Here is a 13,858-nt window from a genome sequence, read left to right on the forward strand (position 1 = left end):
ATTTTTTATGCAGATTCCAGGGGCTGAATTTGGAGATCCGCCTGGCAGGGCCGTCCCTCGAATGCGGAACTCTCCTCAGTGTCTGAACTTCAACCGGCTGGGGTGGCATCCATTTCGCCGGTAAAATTTGTGCGAGGCAATTGGTGCGTGCTGCGCGGTATCCCCATTGCCAGCCTTTTGGAATCTGCCCTGCCTTTGAATCTATCACCTGTTCCAGACAAATAGCATGAGATCCTCTTTGGAGGATAACTCGTTCAGGCGGATCGACTATCGGCTTGTAGCCAACGGGATAGGCGGTTGCACTGTCCTGTTCTTGTGGCCGGCTTGAGTCCCTGAGCAGGAATGCCAGGCCCAGGTTCTTCTGGCACATGAGATGCGCCAGGAGGCTGCTATTTCGATGGCATTCGCCACCACATCCACATGTCCACACGCACAACGATAACAATAGGGAGATCGGTGTGATGTCTAACATACAGAGCTCGAAGACAGGCGTGGCCACTCGCCTTTTTTGCCTGGTGGGCTTCTTGTGGAGCGTTGTGGCCTTCTCAGCCTGCCGGCCCTACACCGTGGTGACCTTTGCCGAAGCCACCCGGATTGCAGAGGGTGAGGCTTTTGATGCGAATTCGTTCGTGGAATCCAGGTGGCCAGAGGTTGTTTCGACTATTCTAGAGCGAAGTGCGGACCTTTCCACGGTGTTGTCGGCCATCGAGGTCAATGCCAATGGGCAGGCAACCAAAGAAAACCTGCAGCAGGTGGCCTCCCAGTATGGGCTCACCACTGAGGGCCAGGCCCATGTGTTTATGGTCAAAGGTCAGGGCGTGGTTACGGCGGTGGATACAGAGTCCAGCCGGGGGATGATGGAAGTGGCTCTCCAGGGCTATGAGGGCCCCCTGAAGGTGAAAATCCTGATCGGCCCTCGCCTCCCCAGCGACGAGACGTCGGTCCGCGATGCTGTTGGTTTTATCCAGTTTGGGGATTTTCGGGATCAGACCGAGTTCGGCAAGGTGGCCAGGGAGCTGAACAGCCGGATCATTCGGGATGTGCTCGGCGGGCTGGACAGGGAAACCCTGATGGGAAAGCACGTTACCTTTTATGGCGCGTTCACCATCCGCACCCAAAACATACCCGGCGATATCGACGTCAGCGAGATCTTTATCGTGCCGATTCAACTGGAAGTCGAGGGGGCATGATGACTGAAGGCATCCGGGAGCAGGTCCAAGAAGCGCACTTGCCAGAAGCCCAGCCCGCCCAGGACGATGTCATCTTGCGTGCCGAAAATATCACCAAGCTCTTTCCTGGCACTGTCGCCCTCGACAAGGTGAATTTCAACGTTTACCGGGGCAAGGTGAACGTGTTGGTGGGCGAAAATGGCGCGGGCAAGTCCACGTTGATGAAAATCATCGCCGGCGTGGAACAGGCCACCGAGGGGCGTCTGTTACTGGATGGCCGGGAAATCCAGATTAACTCGGTTGCGGACGCCGAGCGGCATGGGATTGGCATTATTCACCAGGAGTTGAGCCTCTTTCCCAATCTGAGTGTGGCTGAAAATATTTTCATGGGGCGGGAGATCAAGAAAAATGGCCTGCTGATCGACGAGGCCACCCAGCGGGAACGGGCGCGCCGGCTGATCGAGGGGTTACAGCAGCGGATCGATCCGGATGACATTGTGGGCAACCTGCGGATTGGCCAGCAGCAGATTGTGGAAATTGCCAGGGCCCTGGCCCAGGAGCGGCGCATCCTGATCATGGATGAACCCACTTCGGCCCTGAGTACAGCTGAAGTGGAGATTCTATTTGGGGTCATCAACGACCTCAAGGCCCACGGGGTCTCTATCGTCTACATTTCCCACAAAATGGACGAACTCCTGCGCATTGGTGACTATGTGACCGTGCTGCGGGATGGCCGGGTACGGGCGGAGCGCCCCATCAAAGAGGTGGATATGGCCTGGATCGTCGAGCAGATGATTGGTAAACGGGCCGCGCAGTTCCACCTGCACAGCCGACAGGTCGGGGATGAAATCCTGCGGGTGGAAGATGTGACCCTGCCCCGGGTGGGGGGCGGCTACACCCTGGACCACGTCTCCTTTTCCCTGCGGCGAGGTGAAATTTTAGGTATTTATGGCCTGATGGGCGCCGGCCGTTCTGAGCTGTTGGAATGCCTGATGGGCCTGCACCCGGAGGCCAGTGGCCGCTATTGGCTGGGCGGGCAGGAGATCAAAAAGAATACGGTGGCAGACCGTATCGGCCTGGGCCTGATATTGATCCCTGAAGATCGCCAGCGCGAAGGCCTGGTGCAGACCATGTCCGTGGCCGATAACATGCTCCTGGCCAGCCTGAAGCGATACGTATCCGCCTTCTTCCTCTCGCGTAAAAAAGAGGAGCATGCCGTCAACACCATGATCCGGGAGCTGTTGCTCAAGGTGGCGGATCCCGGTCAGATCATTACATCGCTCAGCGGCGGAAACCAACAAAAGGTGATCGTGGCCAAAGGATTGTTGACCACGCCCAAGGTGTTGTTGCTGGATGAGCCTACCCGGGGCATCGATGTCGGCGCGAAGGCCGAAATGTTTGACATTATCAGCCGTCTGGCAGCCCAGGGGTTAGGCATCATCCTGGTTTCATCGGAATTGAAAGAGATATTGGGAATGTCCGATCGTATTTTGGTGATGTCCAAAGGGCGCATCACCGGCGAATTCAGCAGAGAAACAGCCACGGAGGAAGGGCTGGTTGCTGCTTCGGCCGTGGGACATGGCATGAAAGAAAAAGAATTGGAGGCACGAACCAATGGATCACGTCAGCTCGATAGCCACGCCTAAAAAAACTGGCAGATTTGCCAGCCTCAGCCTGCAAGAATTTCTGTTGCGGGCACGGGCGTTCATTGCCTTGATCCTGGTGGTGACGACGTTTTCGTTTCTGTCTCCCACCTTCATGACAGCAGACAACATCATCATCGTGGCGAAGCAGGTGGCGATTAACGCTATCCTGGGTATCGGCATGACGTTCGTGATTCTCACCGGCGGCATCGATCTGTCAGTGGGATCTGTGGCCGGGCTGGCGGCGATGATTGCCGGCGGGCTGATCAACGAGGGGCTGATCCTGCCCATGTTTGGCGTTATCGTCTACTTCAACGTGTGGATGGTGATCCTCATCACCCTGACCGTGGGCGCTCTGGTGGGCGCCCTCAACGGACTGATCATCACCCGATTTAACGTCCCCCCATTCATTGCCACCCTGGGGACACTGTACATCGCCCGGGGGCTGGCGCTGCTCCGCTCTGGTGGGGATACCTACCCCAATCTGGTAGGTCGGCCAGAATTCGGCAACCAGGGCTTTCCCATACTGGGATCGGGCACATTCTTGCCCCGGGCTATGGTCCAGGGTTGGATACAGCAGCTTTCGGATATGCCCAACTTTGTGACCACCGCACTCCGTTTCCTGGCGATCCCCTATGAAGTCTGGATTATGATCGTCTTTGCGCTGATTGCCGCTTTTGTGGCCACCAAAACCCCCTTTGGGCGACAGGTGTATGCCATCGGTGGCAATGAACGAGCCGCCCAACTTTCGGGTGTACGGGTGAAGCGGATCAAAGTCATCGTCTATATGATCTCTGGCTTCTGCGCTGCCATGGTCGGCCTGATCATCGCGTCCAGGCTGGTGGCCGCCCATCCAGCTACCGGCGTCTTTTTCGAACTGAACGCCATCGCCGTGGTGGTGTTGGGCGGCACATCGCTCATGGGAGGCCGGGGTACCATCGGTGGCACCATTATCGGCGCTTTTGTCATCGGTGCTTTGAATGCGGGCATGGTGATGGTGGGGATTTCATCCTTCTGGCAGCAGGTGATTACCGGCTCGGTGATCGTACTGGCCGTCATCATCGATCAATTTCAGGCCCGCATGCAGGAGCGCGTAGCCTTACAAAAACAGCAGCAACTGGCGGATGCCTCCTGAGTATTTTCGTCAGCTATCCACCATTTTCTGCTTACCGATCCAGGACTCAGCTATCAGAAAGGAGTGAAAGAGCCCCTACTAAAGAAAGGTCCCATTTTTGCGATTCAATCCATGCGGAAAGTCAATCCACTCGGAGATTCAACCACCATTGCATAGGAGGATGTCATGCGGATTCAGCGTTGGCTTGTTTTGGTTCTCGCCGTAGCGTTGCTGGCCTTGCTGGCGGCCTGTAGCGGCCAAATGGCCCCGACCCAGGAAGGGGGCGCAGCGCCGGCCCAACAAGAAGCTGCCCCCGCTCAAGAAGAAGCTGCGCCGGCAAGCCAGGAAGAAGCGGCACCGGCAGCAACGTCCAATCTGATGTGTATCATTGTTCCGCCGGTGGAAAATCCCTTCTTTGGGGCCATGCAGGATATTGCCGCGGCCAAAGCCGAAGAACTGGGCTATGAAACCCTCAAGCTGGTTCACGATGACGACGCCAACAAGCAGCTTGAACTCATCGAAACCTGCATTGCGCGCGGCGCTGCCGCCATCATCCTGGACAATGCCGGCGCGGACGCCACCGTGGCCGCCGTTCAGCGGGCCAAGGATGCTGGCATCCCCAGTTTCCTGGTGGACCGGGAGATCACCCAGGAAGGTGTCGCTGTTGCGCAAATTGTCTCCAACAACTACCAGGGGGCCACACTCGTCGCCGAGTACTTTGCCGAGCTGATGGGCGAAGAGGGCAAATATGCCGAGCTGACCGGGCGCGACACCGATACCAATGCCCACATCCGCTCCCAGGGTTACCACGACGTGTTGGACGAGTTCCCGGATATGGAGATGGTAGCCCAGCAGACGGCCAACTGGAGCCAGGATGAAGCCTTTGGGGTGATGGAGAACATCCTCCAGGCGCACCCCGACATCAAAGGGGTTATCTCCGGCAATGACACCATGGCCCTGGGGGCACAAGCGGCTCTGCTGGCTGCCGGGCGGGATGATGTGATCGTGGTTGGCTTCGACGGCAGCGACGATGCCATCCAATCCATCATGGCCGGTGAACTGGATGCCACGGCCCTGCAGCCGGTGGCCGAGATGGCAACCCAGGCGGTCATCCAGGCAGACCAATACCTCAAGACGGGCAGCACCGGCAAGCCTGAGAAGCAGTCTATCGACATGGTGCTGATTACTCCCAAGAATGCCTGCAACTACAAGCTTTTCGCCCCTGTGCCCAATCCTGTGGAGGACTGTACAGCCCAGTAAGGGCGACTGTGATCCCAGACTGCACCGGCTCGCTGAAATGACAGGCGACATCCACAACCAGCACCGGTTGTGGATGTCGCTTTTTGGTCCAGAATTTGAAGCCTGTTTGGGGTCTGCCCTACAATCCCGACTGAATTGCCAGGATGGCCGCGTTGGTGCGGTCGGGCACATTCAGCTTGGCCAGGATGGCGCTGACGTGGTTACGTACGGTTCCTTCGGAAAGGTGAAGTTGGGCTGCGATCTCGGCGTTGTTCAGCCCCCGAGCGATCAGCCGTAGCACCTCCACTTCCCGCTCGCTCAGCTCCTCCAGAAGCTGTGATGCAGGCGCTTCCTGTCGGCCGGCCACCTGTTGCATCAACCGGCCCGCCACCGCTGGATCGACAAAGGATTTCCCTTCCACCGTCCCCCGGATGGCCTCCACCACCTTCTCCCGGGGGGTGTCCTTGAGCAAGTAGCCCGACGCGCCGGCCCGGATCGCGTCGAAGACCCACTCGTCATCGTCGTAGGTGGTGAGCACCAGCACCTTGACGGCGGGATAGCGGGCGCGGATCTGGCGCGTCGCCTCGATGCCGTTCATGCCCGGCATCTTCAGATCCATCAGCACCAGGTCGGGCCGGAGCTGCCCGGCCAGCTCCACGGCCTCCGCGCCGTCCTCCGCCTTTCCCACCACCTGGATGTCCCTTTCCAGCCGCAACAGCATCTCCAACCCGTCGCGGATCAGGGCCTGGTCGTCGCAGATCAGCACCTTCATGCTTTCGATCCTTTCTGTCTCCAATCCTTGAGGATGAGCCGCACGGTGGTTCCCTGCCCCGGTTGGCCGGCAATCTGGAGCGTGCCCCCCACCAGCTCCGCCCGTTCCCGCATGCCCGCCAGGCCGAAGTGATTGCCGGAGGCCACCTGTTGGGGGTCGAACCCCCGGCCGTCGTCCTCCACTTCCAGCACGATGTCGTGGTTGCACCGAAGCCGCAGGCGCAGGGTGCGGGCCTGGGCGTGATGGGCCACATTGGCGATGGCTTCCTGGGCTACCCGGTAGATGCACTGCTCCACCGCCGCCGGCAGGATGGGCAGGTGTTCGGGCAGGGACAGCTCCAGATGCAGGTTGGCGCGCGCGGCGGTCTCCGTGGCTATCTGGCGCAGCGCGCCGGACAACCCCAGGTCGTCCAAGGGGCTGGCCCGCAAGGCCTTGAGGGCCCGGCGGGTCTCCTGCAGGCCGGACCGGGTGGCGCGGATGGATTGGTCCAGCATCTCCTGGGCGGCTGCGGAATCCACATGCCAATAGGCCTTTACCGTCTCGAGCTGTACGCTCAGGGCGCTCAGGGTGTGGGCCAGGGTATCGTGCAGCTCCCGGGCCATGCGATTGCGTTCTCGGCTCAGGGTGAGCTGTTCCAGGGTGTTGGCGTAGTCCACCAGACGGGCGTTGGCCTGGGTCAGCCGCTCGCGCTGTTCCTGCAAATGCCGGATCAAGGTGCTGATGAAATGGCCCACTGCCAGAAAGCTGACCGAGCGCACCACAGCCACAAAGGTGACCACATACATGGTGCCGGAGTTGCCTGAAGGCAGCATCCATTGGAGCCCGATCTCCAACAGGGCTGTGGCCACGGCATAAAAGGCCACCACAAACTCGGGATAGTGCCAGGCGGTGATCGCCAGACCGATGAAGAGCACGGGCAAGAGGCGCAAGGTCAGGCCCTCCACATTGGACATGGGGCCTGGGGGTAAGGGGCCTACCCAGAACCGGTTGGCCACCATCGGCGCAGCCGCGATCAGCACCAGCATGAGGGGCGTGTAGAGGCGCTGCAACCGGCGTTGAAGCCCCGACCAATGGGCACAGGCCAGAAACATGCATGCCACCAGGCCGTTGACCAGGTAGTAGCGTCCCAAGGCCTGGGGTGCTGCAGACAGGATCAGATCTGTAGTCAGGAGCAGGACCAGGTAGATCAGCCACATCCAGCCCGCAATACGAAAGAGCGAGCGGGGGTCGTCGAGATCGTGGTCGTAGGTGTTCATGGCTCCATCTTAGCACAGACCGGGCTTGCTTGCCGTCTGCATATCATCATGTTGGCCTCCCTGCACCCATGATATTTGTCATGGCCGGGCCTGCAGATTGCACGGCCGGGATGGAGGAAGCATGATCCTGGGCACTCGTCACCGGCCCTGGAAGGCTGTATCCTGTGGACAGCCCTGGTGACGGGCGCAGATGCTTTCCGGCCGCAACTGCGACAGTCGAGCATCTTTGATAACTGTGGATTTTCTCAAAACGATTCAGGAGTTACACCCATGTTGGAGAAAACATTGAAGAAAACAACCCTGCTCGGGGCGATTCTGGCCCTGGTAGTTGTCTTGGCCGCATGTAGCAACACCACCATGGTCCCTATGAGCGACCCGAACGTCGGCGCAGGGCCCGTGACAACGGACCAGGAGGGTACGCTCCTCCCTGACCAGGAAGCAGCCACCCTCACTCCCGCGGGAGACACCGCGAGCACAATCTCGGCCTCTTCGGCGTCGGCGACCTTCGACACCACTGCCGGCATCCAGGCCGTACAATGGGCGGAAAACGTGACCATCACCCTGGGCGAGGACACGTTCCGCTACCAATCCAATGGGCTGCCCAACCACGACCTGCCCGAAAAGTTCCTCATTCCCAAGAACCCGGCCAACCAGCCCTTTAGCAACAAGACCCTGGACGACTTCAACGTGGTCACCACCACCGAGTACCTGCAGGAGAGTCCCATCGATGTCACCCTGACCCTGCACCCCACCTACGCGGAGACGGTGACGCAGACCAGCCTAGGGACCATTGGCTACATCCTCAGCGGCGCGCGGCTCTTCAACGACTACGAGAACATGGAGCGCTCGGTGGTGGCCCTGGACGACAACATCACCTTCACCTTCGACGAGACGGGCCATGACCACGCCTCGTTTGTGGACGAGTGCAACGGCCATCCCCTGGCGGACGGCTCCAACTACCACTACCACGGCGTGCCCAAGTGCATCACGGCAGAAATAGACGTGGCGGGCGAACATTCCCACATGCTCGGCGTGCTGCGGGACGGCTTCCCGGTCTACGGACCCCAAGGCGAGGATGGCGTGCCCATGACCAACGCGGACCTGGACGCGTGCAGCGGTCACTTCGGCGCCACGCCCGAGTTTCCCGAGGGCATCTACCACTATCACCTGACCGAGGACGAGGCGCCGTACTCCGTGGATTGTTACAAAGGCGTGGTGGACGCCTCCACAGGCGATACCGGTGGCCCTGCCGGTGGTCCTGGCCAGGGTGGCCGGCCGCCGCAGATCGACCTGGCCGCCGCAGCCGAGAAGCTGGGCGTGACGGAAGACGCCCTGCGCGCGGCCTTGGGCGATCCGCAGCAAGGCCCGCCGGACTTTGCGGCCGCGGCCCAGGCCCTGGGCGTCAGCGAAGAAACCCTGCTGGACGCCCTGGGCATCCTCGCCGGCGCTCCTCCGGCCAACGGTCAGCCGCCTGTCGGCCAGCCCTGAACAGGGCAGCACCTGGTTGGGCGGCAAGGCCCCCTATTTTCGAGTCGTTCTACGTGAGCAAATGAGAATCAAGGAGTTGAGCAATGACCAACAACAACAGATTTGGGCCAAACGGCTGGACACCTGAACGCCTGGGCTCTCTGACAGGCAAAACCTATGTCATCACCGGCGCTACCAGCGGTACGGGACTTGAGGCGGCACGGATATTCCTGTCCAAAGGCGCCCAAGTGGTGATGTTGAACCGCAATCCTGAGAAGTCGGCCACTACCATCGCGCGGCTGAAGGAGGAATTTGGCCCGGATGCCGATGTGTCCTTCATCCAGATGGACCTCGCGTCCCTGGATTCGGTCCGGAAGGCAGCCGCCGAGGTGCTCGAGCAGGTTCCCCGGATCGACGCGCTGATCTGCAACGCTGCCATTGCCCAGGTGCCTGAACTTCGGTTCACCGTGGATGGCTTTGAAAGCCAGCTCGGCGTGAACCACTTCGGCCATTTCCTGCTCTGCGGATTGCTTTTCCCGCGGATCGAAGCGTCACAGGGGCGCATCGTTGTCGTCGGCAGCAACGCGTACAAAATGGGGCTGAGGCGAATCCAGTTCGAGGACCTCAATTTTGAAAAGAACTACTCCGCCTGGAACGCCTACGCCCAGAGCAAGCTGGCGCAGATGATGTTCGCCTACGAACTCCAGCGGCGCGTCCGGGCTGCGGGCAAGCAGGTCCAGGTGTTTGTCTGCCATCCCGGCGCATCCAGAACGAGTCTGATAGACAGCAATGCCGGCCGCTTTAACAAAATCCTGTGGGCCATTCTCTCTCGGATAATCGCACAGCCCGCCGAAAGGGGCGCCTGGCCCGAAGTCATGTGCGCAACGGAAGAGGGACTGAAACAGGAGGCGCTTTACGGTCCAACCAGGCGAGGTGAGACAGTCGGCCCTGTCGGTGAGTGCTCGTTAGATGCAATCGTCCTGGACCGGGAGGCGGCGACCAAGCTCTGGGAGATCTCTGAAGAGAAGACGGGTTTCCGTTGGGGGCTGCCGGCGTGAACAACGGCCCCAGGCCAAAGCTTCTGGATTCGGACTGGCCGTGCTGTTCGCGGCCGTGGCCCTGCGACGACGGCACGCATAGGCTGTAGAGACGCACGGCCGTGCGTCTCTAGTCTCTACAGCAGGGGCGAAAAGAGCCGGGCCACCGAATCCCGGAAGCGCAGCAGGAACGGCCCTTCCTCATATTCCCGCAGGTTGAACTCCCGACAGTGGGTCAGATCCCGGCGAAAGTCGGCCTCCAGCTCAGCGGCCATCTGCCGGTCATAGATCACCGCGTTGATCTCATAGTTGATGCCGAAGCTGCGGATGTCCATGTTGGCCGTGCCGATGGTGCAGACGGTGGAGTCGATGCTCATGGTTTTGGCGTGGAAGTAGCCATCTTCGTAGAAGAAGACCCGTACCCCCGCCCGCACCATCTCCCGGATGTAGGTGTTGGCGGCCCAGTAGGGGATCTGGCTGCGCTCCACGCCCCGGGGCGCGAGCATCACCTTGACGTCCACGCCGGCCAGGGCCACGGCCTTCAGCGCCTCGGCGATGCTGGCATCCAGGATGAAGAAGGGCGACTGCAGGTAGATGTGGTCCTGGGCGGCCACAATCATGAGGAAGTAGAGCTGCCGAATGGCTGCCCACTGGGAATCCGGCCCGGAGGTGATGATCTGGATGGGCAGGTAGCGGTAGGGCTCTTCCAGGGGCGGAAAGTAGCTGGGGTGGGTCAATTTTTCCTTGGTGGCGTAGTACCAGTGGGTGACGAAGAGCCCCTGGAGTACCCGGGCCGCCTCCCCGGTGAGGCGCAGGTGGGTGTCCCGCCAGGACTTGAAGCCCGCGCTGCCATCCAGGTGCTCCTGGCCGATGTTCAACCCCCCTGTGTAGCCGATCTTCCCGTCGATGACCGCAATCTTGCGGTGGTTGCGGTAGCCGATGGTGTGCAGGCGCAACACCGGCGAGTAGGGATGCACCTGGACGCCGCCGGCCTGGAGTTCCTTTTTGTACCAGCGCTTCAAGGTCCGAAAAGAGCCCACCGCGTCGTAGAGCAGGCGCACCTCCACGCCGGAGCGGGCCTTTTCAATCAGCAAATCCTTCAGCTGGATGGTGAAAGGGTCGGTCTGCCAGATGTAATACTCCAGGTGGATGGAGTGGCGGGCCTGGCGGATGTCCTCCAGCAGCCGGGGGTACTTCTCCCGGGCATCCTGCAGGATCTCTGCGTCGTTGTGGACGGTCAGGGCGGAGAAGGAGTTGTTGTAGACCAGCTCCAACAGCTTGACGTACTGGTTCCCCAGCTTCTGCTGCACCTCGCGGATGCGCTCTTCCTGGCGGGCGATGATGGGACCCAGCCCCTGGGTCAGCTCCCGCCCCAGATCCTGGTAGACGAACTGCTTTTCCCGGCTAAAGGCCCGCCAGCTCCGCCCAAAGAGGAAGTAGATGAGCACGCCGCCCACGGGAAAGATCAGGAGCAGCAACATCCAGGCAAAGGTGGATTGGGGGCTGCGGTTCTCGGAGATGATGAACACGATCACGCTCAGGGTGTAGAGGGTGATCGCGGCCGCCGCCACGGTGCCCAGGGATGGGAGCAAAGAGCCGCTAATGTCTTCCATTCTGCGCTTGAGGCGGTTGGTCGTCGCGGATGAGGATGATCTCGGTGATCTCGGGCGGGCAGTTGATGCGGATGGGCGCGGAGCCGAAGCCCAAGCCCCGGTTGGTGTAGAGCCAGCTCTGGTTCACCCGATACAGGCCATAGTCATACTTGCGGCCCAGGTGGGGCAGAAACCAGGGCCGGCGGCGGGGCACGCGGATCTGGCCGCCGTGGGTGTGGCCGGAGAGCTGCACTGCCACCTGGGGATGGCGGGTGAATTGGTCGGCCAGGTCGGGCTCGTGGGCCAGCAGCACCACTGGCACCCCCTCCGGCACCGACGCCAGCGCAGCCCGCAGGTCCGGCCGGCCCATCCAGCCGTCATCCACGCCGGCCAGGGCCAGCTGCCCCTGCCCCACCTGGAAGAGGTGGCTGCGGTTGTGGAGGGGGGCCAGATCCACCTGGCTCAGCCCCTGTTCCACCACGGAGCGGTTGGTGGAGATGTCGTGGTTGCCCAGGACGCTGAAGACGCCCAGGCGGGCGTTCAGCCCGGCCAGGGCCGGCGCCAGCTCGAAGATGGCCTCGGCGATGTGGGAGACGTAGTCCCCGGTCAGCACCGTGAGGTCCGGGCGCAGCTCGTTGGCCCGGGCCACCGCCTCGCGAATGAAGGAGACCTGGGTGAAGGGGTAGAGGTGGAAGTCGCTCAGCTGGACGATCTTGAATCCGTCCAGGGCCGGATGCAGCCCCGGGATGGACAGCCGGATCTGCTCCACGGTCAACTGTTTACCGATGGCGATCTGGCCGAAATGGCGAAAGAGAAAACGGCTGGTTCGTTCAAACAGTCGGTAGATGTGTCTCAATGGGGCTCCTCGATGGCCTAACGTTCGTTGCGCCGGGCGCCATGCCCCGTGGGCTGGCACGCCGGACGCGGACCCGGCCCCCAAGTATACCCTTGAACGGGCCAAAATGCACACCCGGCCACAGGCTGTTTGGTCCTGATCTGCCCGCGCCCAAGGGCGGGAGCCCCCTCCCTGGACGCGGGCAGGGTCGGCGTTACAGGCCCAGGCGGGCAAACTGCTCGGCCGGCGCGTCGTTCTCTTGCATCAGTCGCACCAGGTGCTGGATCATGCGCTCCTCCACCGCCGGGTCCTGGATGGGTTCCGTCTGTCCGGGATCCTCCTGGAGGTCGAAGAGCATGGTGCCGAAGGGGAAGGGGTTGCGCGGGGTGCGCGCCGGGATCTTCATCACCGGGCAGCCTTTGGTGAAGGAAAAGGGCGGTGCGATCTCGATCTCCTGCAGCTCCTCCACGCTGAAACGCGCCCGCATGTGGGTGGGCATGAGGGTGTATTCGTACAGCGGCGTGTTGTCTGGCCGGGCACAGGCCCGCATGTAGACGTAGCGGCCGTCGGTGACGTTGACGTGGCCGCCGTGGATGCCGAAGAGCACGGCCTCCCGGGTGGGCGCGTCGTGGGCCAGGGTCTCCCGCAGGGGGATGCCCTGCATGTCGGGCGGGCGTTCCACGCCGAAGAATTCCAGCAGGGTGGCCGGCAGGTCGATCATCTGCACCAGGTGCCCGCAGCGCACGTTGCGCCGCCGGCTGCGGGGATCCCAGATGAAGAGGGGCGTGTGGGCCACCTCCTGGTAGAAGGGCTGTACCACCTTGGCCCACCAGTCGTGTTCCCCCAGCAGGAAGCCGTGGTCGGTGCAGACGATGAGCATGGTGTCGTCCCACAGGTTGAGCTCGTCCATCAGGTCCAGCACCTTGCCCAGGTAGGTGTCGCACATGCTCACCAGCGCAGCGTACTCATAGCGGAGGTGGGCCACTTCTTCAGGCGTCTCCTGGACCTGGCGATAGGGGGGCCAGTCGAAGTGGCGGCCGTGGTACTCGTGGGGGTAGAGGTCTTTGTACTGTTGCTGGGTGAAGAAGGGCTCGTGGGGGTCGAAGGTTTCGATCTGGAGGAACCAGTTGTCCTCCTGGTGGTTGCGGCGGATGAAGTCCAGGCCGTTGGCGAAGGTGCGGGGCTGGGGCTGATCCTCTTCCCGGCGCATGAAGGCCCGGTTGATCCAATCCTGTCGCCAGGTGCTTTTGAAGCGGGTCTCCCCGCCATGCCTCCGGTCTGCCACCACGGGCGGGATCTCCGGATCCCGAACCTGGCCGATCCAGTGGTCGCCTTCCTGGCCCCGCTCGAAGTTCCAGGTGGTGTAACGCTGGTGGTAGGTGGCGCCGCCGTCCTCGAAGTAGTGCTGGTGGTCGGTGGAGAGGTGGGTGTAGACGCCGTGGCGATCCAGGATCTCGGGCATGGAGTCGTCGAAGGGCTCCAGGGGGCCCCAACTCCGGTGGAGGAAGTTGTAGCGGCCGGTGTGGAGTTCCCGTCGGGCCGGCATGCAGGGCATACTGCCCACGTAGCAGTTGTCGAAGGTGACGGTCCGTTCGGCCAGGCGGGCAAAGTTGGGCGCATGCACCCAGTCACAGCCGTAGGGAGGCAGCATGCGGCGGTTCAGGGTGTCGAACATCACCAGGATGGCTTTCATGGCAAGACTCCTCGTCGGGGTTCTGCGGGTTGGGATTTCGG

11 protein-coding genes are annotated in these 13,858 nt (G+C 61.5%); 6 read left to right on the forward strand and 5 right to left on the reverse strand.

Annotated features, from left to right (window positions below):
* Positions 1-461: 461 nt before the first annotated feature.
* From FKZ61_RS05885 to FKZ61_RS05900, 4 genes are all read left to right on the forward strand, one after another.
* Entirely contained in the window at positions 462-1,190 is a 729-nt protein-coding gene (locus FKZ61_RS05885) for a DUF2291 family protein (RefSeq protein ID WP_229964163.1), read from the forward strand.
* Entirely contained in the window at positions 1,190-2,815 is a 1,626-nt protein-coding gene (locus FKZ61_RS05890) for a sugar ABC transporter ATP-binding protein (RefSeq protein ID WP_141609244.1), read from the forward strand. Before FKZ61_RS05885 ends, FKZ61_RS05890 begins: the two co-directional genes overlap by 1 nt.
* A complete protein-coding gene (locus FKZ61_RS05895) occupies positions 2,784-3,947 on the forward strand; it encodes an ABC transporter permease (RefSeq protein ID WP_141609152.1) in 1,164 nt (387 codons plus the stop codon). The genes FKZ61_RS05890 and FKZ61_RS05895 overlap by 32 nt, the downstream gene beginning before the upstream one ends.
* 165 nt (positions 3,948-4,112) lie before the next feature.
* Positions 4,113-5,186 carry a D-ribose ABC transporter substrate-binding protein gene (locus tag FKZ61_RS05900; RefSeq protein ID WP_170199327.1) on the forward strand — a complete coding sequence of 358 codons (1,074 nt, stop codon included), beginning with the start codon at positions 4,113-4,115 and terminating at the stop codon, positions 5,184-5,186.
* Positions 5,187-5,304: 118 nt separating this feature from the next.
* On the opposite strand, the gene FKZ61_RS05905 is transcribed toward FKZ61_RS05900, so the two are convergent.
* Entirely contained in the window at positions 5,305-5,937 is a 633-nt protein-coding gene (locus tag FKZ61_RS05905; protein WP_141609153.1) for a response regulator, read from the reverse strand.
* Entirely contained in the window at positions 5,934-7,193 is a 1,260-nt protein-coding gene (locus FKZ61_RS05910; protein ID WP_141609154.1) for a sensor histidine kinase, read from the reverse strand. The genes FKZ61_RS05905 and FKZ61_RS05910 overlap by 4 nt, the downstream gene beginning before the upstream one ends.
* Positions 7,194-7,589: 396 nt before the next feature.
* Between FKZ61_RS05910 and FKZ61_RS05915 the strand changes: the two genes are divergently transcribed.
* Together FKZ61_RS05915 and FKZ61_RS05920 are read left to right on the forward strand one after the other, a co-directional pair.
* Positions 7,590-8,681 (forward strand): YHYH protein, encoded by a 1,092-nt coding sequence (locus FKZ61_RS05915; RefSeq protein WP_229964164.1) that lies wholly within the window; start codon positions 7,590-7,592, stop codon positions 8,679-8,681.
* An 83-nt stretch (positions 8,682-8,764) separates the two neighbouring features.
* Complete coding sequence (locus FKZ61_RS05920; protein ID WP_141609155.1) at positions 8,765-9,718, forward strand: SDR family oxidoreductase; 954 nt, start codon at positions 8,765-8,767, stop codon at positions 9,716-9,718.
* A 116-nt stretch (positions 9,719-9,834) separates the two neighbouring features.
* On the opposite strand, the gene cls is transcribed toward FKZ61_RS05920, so the two are convergent.
* The 3 genes from cls to FKZ61_RS05935 form a co-directional block, all read right to left on the reverse strand.
* Positions 9,835-11,310 carry a cardiolipin synthase gene (cls, locus tag FKZ61_RS05925; RefSeq protein WP_141609156.1) on the reverse strand — a complete coding sequence of 492 codons (1,476 nt, stop codon included), beginning with the start codon at positions 11,308-11,310 and terminating at the stop codon, positions 9,835-9,837.
* On the reverse strand, positions 11,297-12,145 hold the full coding sequence (locus FKZ61_RS05930; protein ID WP_170199329.1) for a metallophosphoesterase: 849 nt from the start codon (positions 12,143-12,145) through the stop codon (positions 11,297-11,299). Before FKZ61_RS05930 ends, cls begins: the two co-directional genes overlap by 14 nt.
* A gap of 193 nt (positions 12,146-12,338) precedes the next feature.
* Positions 12,339-13,817 (reverse strand): sulfatase, encoded by a 1,479-nt coding sequence (locus FKZ61_RS05935; RefSeq protein ID WP_141609158.1) that lies wholly within the window; start codon positions 13,815-13,817, stop codon positions 12,339-12,341.
* Positions 13,818-13,858 lie beyond the last annotated feature (41 nt).

Origin of the sequence: Litorilinea aerophila, assembly GCF_006569185.2 — a bacterium.
Classification (GTDB): domain Bacteria; phylum Chloroflexota; class Anaerolineae; order Caldilineales; family Caldilineaceae; genus Litorilinea; species Litorilinea aerophila.